11 protein-coding genes are annotated in these 17,278 nt (G+C 67.4%); 4 read left to right on the forward strand and 7 right to left on the reverse strand.

The genetic code is table 11. The annotated features are described in order from the left end of the window. Positions 1-192: 192 nt before the first annotated feature. Positions 193-720: a hypothetical protein gene (locus OHA84_RS00005; RefSeq protein WP_371591277.1), complete on the reverse strand. Its 528-nt coding sequence runs from the start codon at positions 718-720 to the stop codon at positions 193-195. A 444-nt stretch (positions 721-1,164) separates the two neighbouring features. Between OHA84_RS00005 and OHA84_RS00010 the strand changes: the two genes are divergently transcribed. After that, positions 1,165-3,837 (forward strand): Helicase associated domain protein, encoded by a 2,673-nt coding sequence (locus tag OHA84_RS00010; RefSeq protein ID WP_332881075.1) that lies wholly within the window; start codon positions 1,165-1,167, stop codon positions 3,835-3,837. An 88-nt stretch (positions 3,838-3,925) separates the two neighbouring features. On the opposite strand, the gene OHA84_RS00015 is transcribed toward OHA84_RS00010, so the two are convergent. After that, on the reverse strand, positions 3,926-5,155 hold the full coding sequence (locus tag OHA84_RS00015; RefSeq protein WP_266976867.1) for a hypothetical protein: 1,230 nt from the start codon (positions 5,153-5,155) through the stop codon (positions 3,926-3,928). Between the two features lie 853 nt (positions 5,156-6,008). Further along, positions 6,009-10,115: a polymorphic toxin-type HINT domain-containing protein gene (locus OHA84_RS00020; RefSeq protein WP_266976869.1), complete on the reverse strand. Its 4,107-nt coding sequence runs from the start codon at positions 10,113-10,115 to the stop codon at positions 6,009-6,011. A gap of 482 nt (positions 10,116-10,597) precedes the next feature. On the opposite strand from OHA84_RS00020, the gene OHA84_RS00025 reads away from it, so the two are divergent. The 3 genes from OHA84_RS00025 to OHA84_RS00035 all read left to right on the forward strand — a co-directional run bounded on the left by OHA84_RS00025 (position 10,598) and on the right by OHA84_RS00035 (position 13,952). Then, positions 10,598-11,101, forward strand: a complete 504-nt coding sequence (locus tag OHA84_RS00025) for a hypothetical protein (RefSeq protein ID WP_266976871.1) — start codon at positions 10,598-10,600, stop codon at positions 11,099-11,101. Positions 11,102-11,408: 307 nt separating this feature from the next. Further along, entirely contained in the window at positions 11,409-12,929 is a 1,521-nt protein-coding gene (locus tag OHA84_RS00030; protein WP_266976873.1) for a trypsin-like serine protease, read from the forward strand. Positions 12,930-13,274: 345 nt separating this feature from the next. Beyond that, positions 13,275-13,952, forward strand: coding sequence for an HNH endonuclease family protein (locus OHA84_RS00035; RefSeq protein WP_371591568.1), 678 nt, complete (start codon positions 13,275-13,277; stop codon positions 13,950-13,952). 146 nt (positions 13,953-14,098) lie between these two features. Here the strand turns inward: OHA84_RS00035 and OHA84_RS00040 are convergent, their stop codons facing one another. The 4 genes from OHA84_RS00040 to OHA84_RS00055 all read right to left on the reverse strand — a co-directional run bounded on the left by OHA84_RS00040 (position 14,099) and on the right by OHA84_RS00055 (position 17,059). Then, positions 14,099-14,713, reverse strand: a complete 615-nt coding sequence (locus tag OHA84_RS00040) for a hypothetical protein (protein WP_266976877.1) — start codon at positions 14,711-14,713, stop codon at positions 14,099-14,101. A 376-nt stretch (positions 14,714-15,089) separates the two neighbouring features. Further along, positions 15,090-15,551, reverse strand: a complete 462-nt coding sequence (locus OHA84_RS00045; RefSeq protein WP_266976879.1) for a lamin tail domain-containing protein — start codon at positions 15,549-15,551, stop codon at positions 15,090-15,092. 423 nt (positions 15,552-15,974) lie between these two features. After that, positions 15,975-16,523 carry a transposase gene (locus OHA84_RS00050; RefSeq protein ID WP_266976089.1) on the reverse strand — a complete coding sequence of 183 codons (549 nt, stop codon included), beginning with the start codon at positions 16,521-16,523 and terminating at the stop codon, positions 15,975-15,977. Beyond that, the gene (locus OHA84_RS00055; protein ID WP_266975805.1) at positions 16,520-17,059 is read right to left on the reverse strand and encodes a winged helix-turn-helix domain-containing protein; all 540 of its coding nucleotides are present in this window, start codon (positions 17,057-17,059) and stop codon (positions 16,520-16,522) included. The genes OHA84_RS00050 and OHA84_RS00055 overlap by 4 nt, the downstream gene beginning before the upstream one ends. Positions 17,060-17,278: the final 219 nt, after the last annotated feature.

Consider the following 17,278-nt stretch of genomic DNA (forward strand, 5'->3'; position numbering starts at 1 on the left):
GTGGCCGTGGCGATGGGGTCGGGTGGTGCGGGCTAGTGGGAGCTTTAGTGGGGGAGTTGGGGTCCGCTGCGCTCTCCCGCCAGATAGTCCTTCCGGCTGCGCCTCCAGGACCGTTGAAGCCCACTGCGTGGGCTCCGCCAGCCAAGGAGGGCGGGGCGGTCTTTCGATCGCTGGTCCGGGCTTCGGGGCCTGTCAGGGGCCTGCGGTCCACTCCTCGTCCGGGATGAACTCCTCCCACGCGCCCCAGGTCCATCCGCTGTACATCAGCAAGGGGCGACTCAAAACAACGTCTCCGACCCTGACCCTGCGCAGAACGAGACCATACTGCTGCAGTGCCGGGTCTCCCGAGGGAAGCCATGACGCCTTCATGCCGTGCTGTTTCGCGTAGTCGTGGAAGCGTTCCAGTGTGGGTGACCACAGCCCTCCCGCCGGCTCTCCGATCGACTGTCCCACCAGTGAAATTCCGCCGAGGGTGACCTGCGGGCCTGTCAGTGCCGACAAGGCCACCGCCGCGAGGTGACCCGCGGTCGTGTAGTACGCGCTGACACCTTGGCGGGGAAAGTGCTCATGCCCGACTGCACCAAGACGGTCATCGTCGTCCGCAGTCGACCGGCCCAGCGCGGCCGCGACCTCACTTCGGCGCATCCCGAACTCCAGCATCCCCACCGCCACGAGCGGGGTCCAGGACCAGTGGTCACGATCCATGTCCGACTTCACCACAACAGACTCCTCGCTTGTTTATGTCGGTTCCCGAGAGTCACTGCATCAAAATTGATTCAGCATGTACCATTGGCAGAAGAAGGCGACATGCTGCATCGTTTCCACTATTCAATCCAAGTACTCCAATTCATTCGAGGTGGATCGCACTGTCCAGATTCAACAGCATCTTCGATTGAATAGTCGCCGAAGTACACGCAGTCCGGGTAAACCGGCTGCGCCCCGTACCAGCAGCCCAAAATGACCACTCCGAGAGCCAGGGAGGCCAGCAGGTGCTTCCACGTGGGAGGACCGGAGACAGGGCTGATCATGGGCACGAGCATACGGGCCCTCGCCTGGCCCACCCTGTCGGGGCCAGCCTCACGATCAACCACCCGAGAGACCACGCGTCGGCTCGCCGGAAAAGTCTATAGCCTCGCACAAAAATCCTGGAAGGGATGGCCTGGTATGTACGGTGTTCAGCTCAGGGAACACCAAGTCGACCAGAAGTCGGCGTTCCGAAAGTGGGTGGGATTTCCTGCAAGGTCATCTGTACCCTCTCAGGGGGCTCGGGGCACGATCGTCTCCGCTACCGGGTCGGGCAAGACGATCACAGCCGCCGCGTGCGCGCTGGAGTGCTTCCCGGGCGGCCGGATCCTCGTGACCGTGCCGACCCTGGACCTGCTCGCGCAGACCGCCCAAGCGTGGCGCCTGGTGGGCCACACCGCGCCGATGGTCGCGGTGTGCTCGCTGGAGAACGACGCGGTGCTCAACTCGCTGGGGGTGCGCACCACCACCAACCCGATCCAGCTCGCCCTGTGGGCCGCGACCGGCCCGGTCGTCGTGCTCGCCACGTACGCCTCCCTCGTGGACCGTGAGGACATCGACGCAGCCGAGGGCCAGCGGAAGATGCGCGGGCCGCTGGAGGCCGCCCTGGCGGGCGGGGAACGGCTGTACGGGCAGCAGATGGCCCCGTTCGACCTCGCGATCGTGGACGAGGCCCATGGAACCGCCGGCGATCTCGGGCGGCCGTGGGCGGCGATCCACGACAACCAGCGGATCCCGGCCGACTTCCGGCTCTACCTCACCGCCACCCCGCGCATCCTCGCAGCAGCCCGCCCCCAGAAGGGCGCGGACGGCCAGGAGGCGGAGATCGCGTCCATGGCCGACGACCCGGACGGCACCTACGGCGCGTGGCTCGCAGAGCTCGGGCTCTCGGAGGCAATCGAGCGCGAGATCCTTGCGGGCTTCGAGATCGACGTCCTGGAGATCCGCGACCCCTCCCCCATCCTCGGGGAGTCGGAAGAGGCGCGGCGGGGCCGGCGCCTGGCGCTCCTGCAGACCGCACTTTTGGAGCACGCGGCGACGTACAACTTGCGTACGGTCATGACGTTCCACCAGAAGGTGGAGGAGGCCGCCGCGTTCGCGGAGAAGCTGCCCGAGACCGCCGCCGCGCTGTACATGAACGACGCGTCCGACGCCGACCTGGCCGCAGCCAACAGGCTGCCGAAGTCGTCGATCGACGCGGAGTTCTACGAACTCGAGGCCGGCCGCCACGTACCGCCGGACCGCGTGTGGTCGGCGTGGCTGTGCGGCGACCACCTCGTGTCCGAGCGGCGCGAGGTCCTGCGCCAGTTCGCCAACGGCATCGACGCGGCCGGGCGCCGGGTCCACCGCGCTTTCCTCGCGTCCGTTCGCGTACTTGGGGAGGGCGTCGACATCACCGGCGAGCGGGGCGTGGAAGCCGTCTGCTTCGCCGATACCCGCGGCTCGCAGGTCGAGATCGTCCAGAACATCGGCCGCGCCCTGCGGCTCAACCGCGACGGCAGCACGAAGGTCGCCCGCATCATCGTGCCGGTGTTCCTGGCCCCGAACGAGGACCCCACCGACATGGTCGCCAGCGCCAGCTACCGACCCCTCGTAGCGGTCCTCCAAGGCCTCCGCAGCCATGACGAACGACTCGTCGAACAGCTCGCCTCCCGCGCCCTCACCAGCGGCAAGCGCAAAGTCCACGTCCAGCGTGACGAAGACGGGCGGATCACCGGGGCCGGCGGTGAGAGCGACGGCGAGGACCAGGAGGACGGAGTCGACGCCGCTGCTGAGTCGGCCCTGCTCCACTTCTCCAGCCCGCGCGACGCCGCCACCATCGCCGCGTTCCTGCGCACCCGCGTCTACCGGCCCGAGTCGCTGGTGTGGCTGGAGGGCTACCAAGCCCTCATCCGCTGGCGGAAGGAGAACAAGATCACCGGCATCCACGCCGTCCCCTACGACACCGAGGTCGAATTGGGGGTCACCAAGGACTTCCCCCTCGGCCGATGGGTCCACCAACAGCGCAAGGCCCTGCGCGCCGGCGAACTCGAGGAACGGCGCAAGACCCTGCTCGACGCCCCGGAGGCTGGCATGGTGTGGGAGCCCGGCGAGGAAGCGTGGGAGGCCAAGCTCGCCGCCCTGCGGTCGTACCGGCGGGCCACCGGACACCTCGCACCCCGACAGGACGCGATGTGGGGCGAAGGCGAGGCGATGGTGCCCATCGGGCAACACATGGCCAACCTCCGACGCAAGGGCGCAAAGAACGGCCTCGGAAAAAACGAGGACACCGCGACGACCCGGGCGGCGCAGCTCACCGCGATCGACGAGGACTGGGACTGCCCGTGGCCACTGGACTGGCAACGCCACCACCGCGTCCTCGCCGACCTGGTCGACGCCGACGGCATACTGCCCTACATCGCACCCGGCGTCACCTTCGACGGCGACGACATCGGCAAATGGCGGTGGCGGCAGCAAGAACCGGGCACCTGGGCGCAGCTGTCGACCGAGCAGCAGGAACGGCTGACCGCACTGGGCATCCAGGCCCCTGAGGCCCCGTCTCCCGCGCCTGCGGCAGCGCGTACCACGAAGGGTCCGAGCAAGGCGCAGCAGGCATTCCAGCGAGGGCTGACAGCGCTCGCGCAGTGGGTCGAGCGGGAAGGCACAGACCGACCAGTGCCACGCGCGCACGGCGAGGAGATCGCGGTCGAGGGTGAGGCGGAGCCCGTGGTCGTGAAACTCGGCGTATGGATCACCAACACCAAGCAGCGGCGCGGAAAACTCACCGCCGAGCAACTCAACGCACTACGAGAACTCGGCATTGTGTGGGCATGAGACATGAGTGCTGCAGCTTGGGGTTGAGGCGTTCGTGGCGCATGGACGCGGAGGTACCTGCCCGCCACTTGGTTGAGGTCTTTGGTCGTCAGCCCTCTCCGCGGGCTATCAGATGCCAAGGCTCCCAGTTGGACAGTCGCCATTGCCCGGGCCATGGATCGGGGCGCGGGAGGGCGCGGTCGTCTTCCCTGATCCATCTCAGTCCGGCTGTGCTTGTTCGGCCGTCGGGGTGGGTTAGACGGACGGTCACCGTGCACGCTGCGGGCATGTCGTGCCCGACAGCGACGATCTCAAATGATGCGAGGGGAAGGTCCTGGTAGACGCGGCGTACTTCGCTGCGTGCCGCCTTGCCGTGCTTGGTGTGCAGGTCACGGCTGATGAGGTCGCTCAGGGATCCGTAGTTGCTGCGGACCCAGTACGTCAACAAACGCTCGGAGAGGTCGTAGGCGGGGTGAGCGGTAAACGCCTCGCTGTCGGAAAGAAGCTCCTGTGGTGACCACTGTTCGTTGAGGCGGTTGATCTGCGCCTGGTCGATGAGCTGCCCGAAGGTGTCCTTGAGCTGCTTTCCCAGCTCGGACCAAGTAGGGGGCTCGGCAACTTCCTGCTGTTCCTTCTGTGTGGCGCGTGCCCAGTCGGCGACGGCGAACAGCCGGTTCCATGCCTTGGTGGCAACGATGATGTTGTCGTAGTTGAGGATGCTGCCGTGCACGATGCCGTTGCGGTACAGCTCGTAGACCGGTTCTTCCTTCGTATTTGTGCGGCCTTTGGTGAAGGTGCGGTGGGCATGCTGGAGGCCGCGGTGGTGGCCCACGACGCTGTCCCAGGCGTGTAGTTCCTCCGGGGTTCGGGCATGCAGGCCGCGGCGTACGGTCTCGAACTCGTTGACGAACCCGTCCATGACACTCAGCAGGACCTGAACGCAGGAGTAGAAGCGGCCGGCGAAGTAGTCCTCCTGGGCCTTCTCCACCAGGGGCAGGCGGCGGCGCATCGCGGACAGGTCTCGCAGCGGTCCGAGCATGAGGCGGAGGTGTTCGCGGTCGTTGTAGTGGTCGATGAGCATCTTCTCGGCCTGGTCCGGATCCTCGGGCGCTTCGGCGAGGAGGGCGCGCACCGCCGTCAGTGACAAGTGGTCGTGGAAGATCCAGTGCTTGTCGCTGAGCAGTTCGTAGAAGGCGTCGACGGTCCCGGCAAGCTCGTGCATGTCCCGTTCGATCGACTTGATCCGCGCCCTCATGGGCCACGCGAACAGGCGCAGGGCCTTCAGCTGTCGTTCCGATTCCAGGAACGAGGGGAGATCGCGAGCCGAGGCGTAGGACATGGGTTGGATTGTACGAAGTAGCACTGACAACGCCGCCAGGATTCCGACCGCCCCCATGCCCGCCCCCTCAGAGCGCCGTCGGCCCCAGCATCGCTGGCCAAGCCGCTCCACAAAAGCGACGCTCCGGGCCCGTGCCAGCCCATTCAACTGGCCTTCTCCCAAGTCCACTGCCTCGCTGCTCGCGAAGCAGCAGAATCGGAATGTCGACGCAACCTGCGATACGGGAGGGAGAGATACTCATGGGGGTGAAGAACGTGAGCGGTGAAGGGGAGGTGGTAGCCGTCGGCTCGCCCCGGTTCGCTCTCCACGCTCTGGGATGGCGAGCTTTCAGGACTTGTGCGTAACCGTGCTGCGCGGGGTGTGGGGACAGCCGACGCAGGCATTTGCCGACTCCAACGACGGGGGTCGGGACGGCGCGCCTTCTACGGCGTCTGGCAGCCGCCGAACGATCCTGACGAGACGCATGACAATTCGCTTGGCCGCACATTCGGCACGCAGAAGACCTTGGAAAAAGTTAGGAATTCCTGGAAGCAAATCATACCCTGCAGCTACATACGTTCCTCATTCGACCCAGCCAGTACGCCGCAAAACCTCGTCTGGACTTTCCAAGGCAGAGGCAATCCACCACAGATCCTGAGTTCATCGCCATGAGCGCAGGCTATCGGACCGAGGTTCCGGCGCTCCAGCCGACACCACGCGAAGCCAGCGTCTCCCACCTGCGAACTGATCTCGCACCCCAAATATCCAAAACAGGGGGCACCGCTCATTTCACGGGTCGACTTTCATCGCGTTGATCGAATCAGAATGTGCTGGGGAGGATTCCTACACAATCAACCTCCCCAGCACACCATGGCTACTTCTTCCGCTTCCGCTTTCCCTTCAACGGCTCACAGTAGTCATTACTCCCGGAAAAGTAGACACACATCTCCTGGTCTTCATACAGGATCGCAGGGACAGCCTGAAGGCAGCCCATTGGAGTCAATTTCGGCTGCGGCACCTCGGGAGGCTTCGGGCAAACGTAATTCTTATTGATGACAAAATCAAGCTTCTCGCCCTTGGGCCCGTTCTCCGCCATCTCCCACGCCAGCTTGACCTCGGCATGATGAGCCGTACCGACGTACTCCAAGAATTCGGGGAAGTCGTCCGAGGCTTCCAAGAAGTCGCTGATCTTCTGGGAGTTGGGCGATAGTCCACTCACGATGGGGCGCTGCCAGACACGCTCTCCATCGCGGAACGCAAAGCCGGAGGTGGCGTGCCCACGCGGCGAAGGCCCGAGTTCATCCAGCGCTTTGAGGACCCAGGCGGGACACACACCGTCGGTGTTATGGACGAGGACATCGACGGAGCCGGTGTTGACGTAGTAACTGTGGAGGTCATCGACGGTCAGGTCGTAGGCGGGCTGTAGGCCGGTCCAGCGATGAGTGTCGTTGACCTCGACGGTGGTACCGACCGGCGTGCGCAGGGCGTCACCGGCGCGCAGGTCGCGTGCGTCGATCCAGCGCTTTCGGTTCTCGACCCAGTAAGGGTGGCCCGCCGTAGAGGTTATGGAGGAGCCGTCGGTGAGGGTGACGTCGGTGAAGTTGCGGTCGTCGGGAGTGCGGATGGTGCGAGTGACCGCACGGGGCCCGGTTTCCCCGGTAGTGGGGTCGGTGGCAGTGATCCGGTCACCGACTCGGATCTCCTCGATGGGCACGGATGTGCCCGCGGCCGTGAGGACCCGCGTGCCGGCGGGGAAGCTGTGTGCTGCGTTCGAGGTGAGGCATTGGACCGCGCGCCTGGTGACACGCATGTTCTTCAGGGCTTCGACGGCGTCATCGAGTTTGCCGGCGAGTTTGCCGACGAGTTTGATTTTGCCCCAGGGCGTGACTCCCGCGGCGGCGACGGTGCATCCGAAGAGGGTGGGTTCCTTGATGCAGGCCTTGATGTCGTTGAGGCCGGTGACTTCCCAGATGATGTTCCGCAGGACGGGTGCGACTTCCCCAACCGAGATCTCGGAGTTCTCAAAATCCTGGAGGCAGGGGATCAATGGAATCATGGATTCGCGGCTGGCGAACGGCCGGCAGATCCGTTTGGGCTTTGCCTTCTGCTGCTGCTGCTGCTTGCGTTCCGCCTCTGCCTGGCGGAGCGCCTCGGCCATCTCCTTCTCGACGAGGTCGCGGACAGCCGTCCAGGCGTCCTTGGCCATGGTCTCGGCTTCGTCGCGGCTTTTGCCGGCGGCGAGGGCGGACTTGTGTGCCTGCTCGGCGGAGTCGTTGGCCTGCTTGGCCGATTGCCGGGCGTAGGAGGCTGAGTCATCGGCTTGGGCGGCGGAGTTCTCGGCGTCGGATGCGTCTTGGTTGGCTCGGTCGGCGGCGTTGCGGGCTGTGGCTGCCGAGTTGTGGGCGGCGGCGGCGCTGTTGGCGGCCTTGTTCGCGGAGGCTGTGGCGTCGTTGGCTGCGGTCTGTGCCTGGCGTGCTGACTCTGCGGCCTGCCCGGCGGCCTTTTGGGCGTCGGCTGTTGCCTGGACGGCCTTGGCGGCGGCTTCGGCTGCGAGCCAGCGGTTCTTCTGGGCTTTGGCGACGATGACGTCGCCTTCGTTCAGAAGCCGGTTGATCTGGTCGACGTGGTGGGTGGCCAGGTCGTCCTTGAGGTGGGCTGTGTGCTGGCCGGTGGCGATGAAGTCGTGGAGGCTCGCGGGCGATCCCGCGAGGGCGATTTTGGCGGCGGCTTTTGCTTCCTCGCCGCCGATGTTGGTCAGCTGGGCCGCGGCGACCCGCTCGTCCGCCATACGGGCCGCGTACTGGCCCGCCTGGAGGAAGACGGCGAGGGCCTTTCCGCTGCCGTTGGTGAGGGCTTTTTGGGCGGCTTCCTTGACGTGTGTTCCGCCGGTGTTGGTGTAGCGGGCCACCTCCACCCGCATCTCGGTGTACCCGGCGGTGAAGCGGCCTTCGTTCAGGAACGCTTCGACTTGTTCGGGGGTGCCCTTCAGTGCCTCTGTGGCGGCGGTGCGGACGGAGGGGTGGGGGCTTTGTGTGCTGAGGTTGGCGACGCGCTGACGGGCGTCGCTGTGGTTGGCTTCCTTCCAGCGGGTGCGCAGGTAGTCCAGGACGTCTTGGTCGGTTCCGGACAGGGCGCGTGCGGCGGCGTCCTGGTGCCAGGGCCCGAGGAGCTTCATCGCCTGCATGGCGAGCTGGCGGCCCTTGGTGGCCGTCGCCTTGACGTCGACGTCGGGTCGCGCGGCTTCTGTGGCCAGGGAGGTCGCGGTGTCGTTGAGGGACAGGGCCTGGACCTGGAGGGAGGCGGATGCGGAGACCTGGGCTTCGCTTTCCGCTTTCAGGCTCATGGCGCGTTCGATCGCCGCCTGAGTGCGGGTCTCCAGGGCGCCGGCTTCGATTTCTCTGGCCAGGCTCGCGACTTCCTTGGCCTTGGTCACGGCTGCGGCCGCGGTGTCGGCGGCGTTCTTGGCGGCTTCCGCGTTCTTCTGTGCCTGGGCGCTGTAGGTCGCGGCTACGCCGGCGTGTTCAGCGGCGTCGTCGGCGTAGTCGGCTGCCTTGTTGGCGTGGGCGGCGGCGGAGTTCGCGGCGTCGCGTGCGCCGTATGCGGCGTCGGCGGCGCGGCGGGCGAAGCCGGCGGAGCGGTTGGCGGCGGCGTTGGCCGCGTTGGCGTGGCGGCGGGCTTCGATGGCTGCCTGGCGCGCTTCCGTAGAGTGGGCGCCCGCCGCGTCGGCGTAGTCGTTGGCTTGTTCGGCGGCTGCGGCGGCGGCCAGAGCGTTGGCTGAGGCTCCCTTGGCCGCGTCGGAGGCCAGGGCGGCCGCGGCGGAGGCGCGACCGGCGTTCTGGGCCGCCACGGCGGACTGGGTGGCGAACTGGGCTGCTGCGCGGGCGCCGGCGGCGGCCGTCCTTGCGGCGTCCGCCTTGGAGGCGTCGCCGGCCGCGGCCACGGCCGCGTTGTGGGCCGTGTTCGCGGCGTCGGCTGCCGCGGCCGCGGCGGAGGCGGTCTGGGCGGCGGCGAGCGCGGCTCTGCGGGCGGCGCGGTTGGCGGCGTTGGCGGAGCCGATGGCTTCCTGGGCCGCCTGGGCGGCGGCGCGGGCGGCTTCGGCTGCCTGGGCCGCCTTGACCGCGGCCCGCTTGGCGTCGTTCTTCGCCGCTTGCGTCTCCGCGGCGGCCTTCGTGGCCGCTTCCTTGGCCAGGTTCGATGCCTGTACGGCCTTGTTGGACGCTTCCTCAGCCTGTTTCGTGGCGTCCTCGGCCTGCTTGCCGGCCGCTTGTGCCTGCGCGGTCAGCTCCGCGATGGTCGCGTGCTCCTGGTCGCGGTTGCGGGCGGTGAACTGACCGACCTCCAGGAACTCGACGATGTCCTCGGGCGTGCCCTGCAACGCCGCCCGTGCCGCGGCCTGGACGTTCGGGCCGCCGGTGCTGGTCATACGGGCCACTTCGACCCGGTTGTCCGTCTCCTGGGCGGTGTACTGGTCCTGTTGCAGGAACGTCTCGCGGTCGGCGTAGCTGCCCTTGAGAGCGGCCTCGCCAGCCTGACGCACGCGAGGTCCGCCGATTTGCACCAGGCGGGCGATGTCGACCCTGCGGTCGGCATCCTGCGGCTGCTCGAGACCCTTCAGGAGGAAGTCCCGCAACTCGGCAGGCGTCTTATGCAACGCCGCCACCGCCGCCTCGCGCACGCGCGGCCCACCGGTCATCGCCAGCCGTGCGGTCTCCACACGGTTGTCGGCGTGCTCGATCCCCTCGGCCTCGTCGAGGAACTTGCGGACCGCATCGTCGCCGCCGAGCAGCGCCTGCTCGGCGGCTTCCTTGAGGCCGCGGCCGCCGGTCTGCCAGTAGCCGACCACGTATGGCCGTGCCTGTTGAGGCGTCAGCCCCGGCTCCTCGGCGGCGACAGCCGCAGGCGTCGTGCCGAGCAGCCCCGTCAGCAGGCCGGCCGAAAGTATTACGCGCAGTGTGCGGCGACGGGCCGTGAATGTTCTCAACGCATCCGGTACAGATTTCCGGAAGAGCGAATTCCGATTGATGGCGCACCCCCCTCATCGTTGAATAGGAAGACAGCCCTGGGCAGGTCTGAACCGCGCGGCGGTCGATTCACATGCGGAAGGAACCCCTGCCCGCAACAGGTCAGGTTGCAGGCGGATTAGCGGTCTCATCCCAGGACGGAAGTGATGATCGTACAGGCCTCGAACTGCCGCTTTGCACCCATACCCGTGTGCTCGTTTGTGCACTTCAGGTGCCGTTTGGGTCAGTTCGGCCCGTAGATACACGCGGTAACCCGAAGCCATTCCTCGCGTAACGATGGCCCGCGGTTGCGGCGGCCCGGATCTCCGACTTGAATAATCAGATCGAGCCTTGAGATCCGAATCACAGACGCGCCGGCGAATCGAAGATCACAGGTGTGGTTGAATTTGCTTCAATCCACTGGGGCACCCCTATGTTCCATTCCCATTTCGAAGGGCCTCTTATGCCGACAGCTCGTACCCGCAAGTTCTTCATGTTCGGCCTGGCGGCAGCCTGTGCCGGAACCCTCGGCACGGCTCCGACCGTCTCGGCCGCCCCGGCGCCTGCGGTCAGTGCGGCGACTCCTGGCGAGATGCCGTACGCCATCGACAACTTCGCCTACCCGAACGCGGCGAAGATCAAGGCAGAGACGACTCACCTCGTCCTCAAGCGAGGCAATGGCCGGCTCGTCTACACGGCCTGCACGGGCTCGGAGGACCTGAAGATCGAAAGCACCGAGGGGCAGATGTTCTACTGCTTCGACGTCAAGGCCAAGCCGGCCTTCGTTCAGTTGGAGCTGCCCTCCGCCTACGGCATCTGGACCAAGACCGACCCGGTCAAGGTCACCATTAAGGCCGACGACAAGACCAGCCTTCTCGACGCACCCGCCAACCGCTTCACGGGTTACGGCGAGGCCGGCAGTGCGGGCGGAGCCGTCTCCACTCTCATCGAACTCCGCGTCAACTAACCCTTCCGCCTCCAGAAACTCCCGGCGCACCGCACCGCACCGCACCGCATCGCTCGCGCCGGCGTCGCCGGAAGCCCAGGATGGAACCGGCACTTCCTTCAAGGGCCGCGCTCCCGCCGTCGAGACCGCCATTCCTGCCGCGCATCGCGGTCGTCACCGCCGCTCCGCCTCCGGCGTCGAGGGCATTGCTTCCGAGACCCACGGCCGGCAGCCCGGCAAATCACCTGCCACTGACACTTCTGCACGCCGCAGCCCCAGCACTCCGGAGCCCACCGCACCCGCAGGGCTCCGCTTTCGAAGAGGAACCATGTCCCATACCCGCTCGCGCCCGACGCGGTTTGCCGCTCTCGCCGTCGCCGGAGTCTCCGCCTCCCTCCTCCTGGCCGGCACCGCAGCCGCGCTCGTCGGAGGGTCTGTCGCCGCCGGCGAGCACTCCTACACCGCGCGGCTCACCATCGGCCCCGAGGACACCGCAAGATCCTGCACGGCCACCCTGATCGATCAGAGCTGGGTCGTCACCGCCGCCAGCTGCTTCGCCGCCACACCCGGCGACACCGTTCCCGCGGGCAAGCCCCAACAGAGCGCCACCGTCACCTTCAACAGCGGTCAGGTGGCGACGATCACCGACCTCAAACCGCGCGCCGGCCGCGACCTGGTCCTGGGCCGACTGGACAAACCCATCACGGCCATCACCCCGGCCAACCTCGCCACCACCGCCCCCACCGCGGACAGCGAGGTCTCCTCCGCCGGCTACGGATACACCCAGACCCTGTGGGGACTGGGCGTCAACAAGCCCAACAAGGCCGCCTTCAAAGTGACCGCGGTCAACACCGCGACCGTGGACATCGTCGGCAAGAGCGCGAACGACGCCATCTGCAAGGGCGACACCGGAGCCCCGATCCTCAACGCCGCCGGCGACGTCGTCGCCGTCGCCAGCCGCTCCTGGCAAGGAGGCTGCATCGGCGAGAGTGAGACCCGCACCAACGCCATCACCGCGCGAACCGACGATGTCGCCGGATGGATCCAACAGATCCGCCTGGCCACCATCCTTCCCGACGTGACGCAGGTGATGACCACCGCCGACCTCAACAAGGACGGCCGCTCCGACATCGTCGCGGTCACCGGAAACGGGAACCTCCACGCCGCCTACGGCCTCCCCGACGGCACGTTCGCCTACGGCCGACCCCTGTGGAATCTCGACGGCAGCTGGAAGTCCGTGGCCGAGATCATCGGTGGCGATTTCAACGGCGACGGCAACATGGACATCGCGGCCGTTTGGGGTACGGGCACCCTTCAACTCTACGTGGGCAAGACCGACGGCACCCTGGCCGCCGACAAGAAGATGTGGCCTGGCAACACCAACTGGCAGGACATGCTCCAGCTGGCCCGCTTCAAGGTCGACAACTCCGGCCGCGACGGACTCCTGGCCATCTGGAACACCGGCGAAATGTACGCCTACAACACCGGCACGAACGGCCTCCTCAACGAGCAGAAGCGCCAGATGTGGCCCGACAAGTCATGGAAGACCATGAAGCTCCTGACCACGGGCGACCTCAACACCGACACCCGCGACGACATCGTCGCCGTCACCCCCGGCGGCTCCCTCATGCGCTACGACCAAAACGCCCAAGGCGGCCTCAACAGCGGTGTCAACATCTGGCCCAACAACAGCTGGGCCGTCAACAACGCCAAAATCTTCGCCGGTGACTACGACGGCGACAAGAAGGTCGACCTCCTCAGCCACTGGACCACCGAACTCCGCTTCTACAAGGGCGACGGCACCGGCCTCTTCACAACCGGCATCAAGATCTGGCCGATGAACCCCTAACCACCCCGAGACTGCCAACCCTGGCCGCCCAGCCGCTGCCAGAACCCCACCACATCGGCTGGGCCCCGGCCTGCCACACTCCGGAGCCCAGCCGCCACACCCATGCAGCCGCTCGACCGGCATCACACAAACCTTTGGCGTACGGGGCGATCAAAGCCGACAACCGCTCGCAGGGGCACGAGCGACCGTGGGCGGGAGTCGGGGGCGCGCGCGTTCACGCCTCTCTGTGTCTGGATCCGGCGAGGTGCAGTGTCGTTTCGTCGGTGAACCTGTCGCCTCGGCCGGGTGAACCGGGCTCCCGGGGGTGTTCCTGATGCCGCCTCGGCCGGTACAACCAGCCTCATGATGATCATGAAGTGGGCCGCGACCGCAGCCGCCGCGGCGCTCGCCCTGTCCCTCCCCGCCACCACCGCCCACGCCGCCGAACAGCGGCCGACCGCCGCTCCGCAGATCGTGCCGATCGGCGTCGCGGTGTCCGCGCTCCAGCTCGCAATCGAGGATCGGACCGGATACCAGCGCACCTCCTTCAAGCACTGGAACGCGGGCGCGAACCCGTCGGACGGCTGCAACACCAGGTTGGAGGTGCTAATCGCGGAGGCAGTCGAGGCCCCCGAGATCGGCCCCGGTTGCACGCTGACGGGTGGGGTGTGGTGGTCGTACTACGACGAACGGCCCGTGACCCCGGCCGGGGCGCTGGACATCGACCACATGGTCCCGTTGGCCGAGGCCTGGGACAGCGGAGCCTCCGCGTGGACGGCGGCGCGCCGGGAGGCGTATGCGAACGACCTCGGTCAGGAGACGTCGCTGGTGGCGGTGACGGCCCGTTCGAACCGTCAGAAGTCCGACCAGGATCCGGCGGAGTGGCTGCCGCCGTCCGCGGACGCGCTGTGCCGCTACGGCGCGGAGTGGACCGCGACCAAGCTCCGCTGGGGCCTGGCCGTCGACGAACTGGAGCGCGACCGGCTGCTCGACATCGCGGCCGGATGCGGCGGCACCGAGGTGGAGGTCACCCCCGCCCCGTGAGCAGACCGGCAGGGTTGAGGGCCGTCGCCCCGCACGGGCGGCGGCCCTGCGTCGTCTGCCCGTGCACGGGATCCGGCGCACGAGGTACTGCCGCGGGGAACCGGACCCGGCCCGCCGGGTACGCACGAAGTGATCTGCCCTGCCGGTCAGCCGTGGGCGTGCCAGCCTCCGAAGCGGGCCAGCAGGCCGCGGGTGGCGTCCATCGACAGGCCGAGATCAGCGGCCACCGTCTGCGGGTCCTGGTCGCGGGCGTCGTGGGCCGGCCAGTGCGCGGTGCGCTGTGCGATGAGTTCCAGGGTGCGGGCGGCTTTGAGGGCGGCGGTCGGTGAGTCCTGGGCGAGTTTCTCGATCTCGGCGGTCACGGTCTGGAAGAGGGCTTCCAACTCGGCGGGGAGGGGAATCGTGGTGCCCGCGACGGCGCGGATGTGGGCGTCCCAGTCCTCCTCGCACCGCTCCGCGGTGCGCAGTCCGCTCTCGTGGAACGGGAGGTCGCCCACTGTCGTCCAGTCGACAGTGTGCCGGGTTCCGGTCCAGCCGCAGGAACACTCCGCCCGCAGCAGGTGTGCCTTCGGGCGCGGAAGGTAGGTGCCGGCGCCGTCGTAGACGCTCCAGTGACGCACCTCCCAGCCCGAGCTGCCCGACGCCGAATCAAAGTAGACCGGCTTCGGGACCGACCCGTCATCCAGGAGCACACCCACCCGACCCTCGTGCGACCGGCCGTACTCATCCGACGTCCACGTCTCGTCCGTCTCCACAGACACCTCCAACACCGTTCAGGGCTGCGGTTCCGCGACCCCGGGACGACAATCTCGCATCCGAGGGTGCACCCGGGACCGGAATCGGCGAGTTCACTCCGGACCACGATGACGCCCCGGCGAGAAGCGGAGCGGTACACCGCCGCCGCCGGCTCTGCACCGGGCCGGCGGCCGATCAGCGGTGACGTCCAGGGACGTGTCGCCCGGCGTGCCACGCAACCGGGCCCTCGGCATCGGCCGCACCGGGAGCGTGGAACGACCTGCCGCTCTTGGCGACCGACCCGGGACATGGGTGTGTGCCGGGCGGCTGTCGGGCTGCCCGGCACACGCTCACTGCGGTTTCGACTGCCGACCGTTCACGGGCGGCCGGCCGTAGTCGCGGTTAGCGGCGGCGGCCCCAGGACTCGGTGTCGACGGTGCGGTTACGGTCGTCGCGCAGGGTGGCGGTGTCGGCGCGGTTGTCCCAGACGTGGTCGCGCTTGCCCTGGAACAGGTCGGTGCGGGTGTCGCGGCCGGATCCGGTGTGGATCCGGATGGTGGCGCGGCCGCCGATGCGGGTGTCGTTGAAGCGGTACCGGTTGCCGTCGGAGTCCCGCAGCGTCCAGCCGCGCAGGTTGACCGGCTGGCGGGTGGTGTTGCGGATCTCGACCCACTCGCCGTTCAGGGAACGATTGGAGCGGTCGTCACGCCCGGGAGCGTCGGCCTGGACCCGGGAGATCTCCACCCGCGGGTGCCGGTCATGACCCCGGTCCGCCGCGGTGGCGGGGAGTGCGGCGGCGGAGACGATGGCGCCGGCGGCGAGTACGGTCGCGGCGACACGGCGGGCGGTCGACGAAGCAGACATACGGTGACCCCTCAAGAACAGTGCTGCACCCGCCGATACGAATCTCGTAGTGGTGCGGGTGCCCGGCCCGTTGGTGGGCCGAGGACCCAAACTCTCGACCCGACACGGGGCCGACCACAGCCCCCGACGAGGCCGGTTACCGACCCCGGACATTCCCGTCACACACACCTGCAACCTACACGCAGTCCGCATGAGCGTGGCCCTGACATTCACTGACCGCTACACCCACCCAGCCCGCGCACGGCAGAATCGATCACCGCGCCCGGTAGTGCGCTCCGGGCGCACTCGTCCACCCGTCACTCAACCGGAGCAGCCAATTCCGTAACGGTCGTCCTGCACGATTCTTCGCACGCGCAGGCGGAAATCGGAGATCAGAACGAATTCGTCCGCCCATCCTGGGTGACCACCTCGCCGACTCGGCGGTTACTGAGCTTGCAGGCGTGGTGTCGGCAGCGTGAGTCCGGTACCGGTGAGGCATCCGTCGATGATGTCGCTGCGGTACTGGATCCGGCGGAGCCCGTGTCGCAGCCGGCGGATGAGGTGCTCGGGATCGGTGAAGGCGGTGTTGGCCTGGCTGGTCCGGCGGAGGATCGACCAGATGCTTTCCACCGGGTTGAAGTCGGGTGCGTAGGGCGGCAGGTGGTAGGCGTTGATCCAGTCGTGTGCATCGATGAAGGCCCGCATGCGGCGGTCTTTGTGGACGTTCAAGTTGTCCCAGATAAGGACGATCGGCCCGTCCAGCTGCTGGTGGGCGGCGATGAGGAGGTCGCGGTACTCGGTCCAGGCGAAGCTCTTACGGCCGCCGCTCTTGTGATCGGTATGCCGTTTGGGCCGGTAGATCAGGCGGGACCGTTCGCCGGGTTTGTAGCAGCACAGGGCCGCGATGGAGAAACGGCGCTGAGAACGGCCTCTCACCCGGATGACCGGAGTGGAACCCCGCCTGCCCCACGTGCGGGAGGTCGGCGGCGTCATCGAGAATCCTGCCTCGTCCTCGAAGACGAGCCAGGCCCCGAGCGCCGCCGCGGTGGTTCCAGGTGCGGCCACACCTCCTTCACCCAGCTGGCCACCGCCGCCTCGTCACGCTCGACCGCCCGACGGGCCGGAACCTGATGGCTCCAGCCACGACGCCGGAGCATCTGCGAGATCCCCGACAACGTCATGCTCTTGTGGAACCGTCGGCCGATCAGCGTCTTGATCCTGGCCAGCGTCCACCGCTGATCCGGCCAGCCGTGCGCGATCGGGCCTTTGGCCAACTCCTCCTCGAGCACGGCGAACAGCCCATCGCTCAGCTTCGGACGCGACGCCGGGCCACGGGAACGAACCGCGTCATGGCCGTTCTCCCGCCAGGCCCGCCGCCACCTCTGGACGGACCTGACACTGACCCGTAACTCCTTCGCGATCTCCGTGCTGCCCCGCCCCTCGGCGAACATCGCGACCGCTTCCATCCGGACCCGCTCACGGAAAGCTTGCCTCTCCGCGGTCAGACCCCCACCCTGCGGATACCTCATACACCCGGCATACCGCGACGATCACCAACCGTCAGCCCCTACGACAAGACGACTTCAAGGTCAGTAGCCGGCCCGTTCCTGGTGCGTCGCGGACTCGTGCCCTTCACAAGCCGTGTCAAGAGCACCGACGAACAGGCAGTCGTCCGTTCGGATCACCTGCCGGGTGGGCAGCATGGCGCGGCGGTTGAGGTCAGCGCGGAGTCAGGAAGGCGCCAACGA

The organism is Streptomyces sp. NBC_00513 (assembly GCF_041431415.1).
GTDB lineage: Bacteria > Actinomycetota > Actinomycetes > Streptomycetales > Streptomycetaceae > Streptomyces.

What these genes read in the sequence shown, in the direction of transcription:
- OHA84_RS00010 (WP_332881075.1), top strand. Translation starts at nt 1,165, where the DNA reads ATGTACGGTGTTCAGCTCAGGGAACACCAAGTCGACCAGAAGTCGGCG.
- OHA84_RS00015 (WP_266976867.1), bottom strand. Translation starts at nt 5,155, where the DNA reads ATGTCCTACGCCTCGGCTCGCGATCTCCCCTCGTTCCTGGAATCGGAA.
- OHA84_RS00025 (WP_266976871.1), top strand. Translation starts at nt 10,598, where the DNA reads ATGCCGACAGCTCGTACCCGCAAGTTCTTCATGTTCGGCCTGGCGGCA.
- OHA84_RS00030 (WP_266976873.1), top strand. Translation starts at nt 11,409, where the DNA reads ATGTCCCATACCCGCTCGCGCCCGACGCGGTTTGCCGCTCTCGCCGTC.
- OHA84_RS00035 (WP_371591568.1), top strand. Translation starts at nt 13,275, where the DNA reads ATGATCATGAAGTGGGCCGCGACCGCAGCCGCCGCGGCGCTCGCCCTG.
- OHA84_RS00045 (WP_266976879.1), bottom strand. Translation starts at nt 15,551, where the DNA reads ATGTCTGCTTCGTCGACCGCCCGCCGTGTCGCCGCGACCGTACTCGCC.
- OHA84_RS00050 (WP_266976089.1), bottom strand. Translation starts at nt 16,523, where the DNA reads ATGACGCCGCCGACCTCCCGCACGTGGGGCAGGCGGGGTTCCACTCCG.
- OHA84_RS00055 (WP_266975805.1), bottom strand. Translation starts at nt 17,059, where the DNA reads ATGAGGTATCCGCAGGGTGGGGGTCTGACCGCGGAGAGGCAAGCTTTC.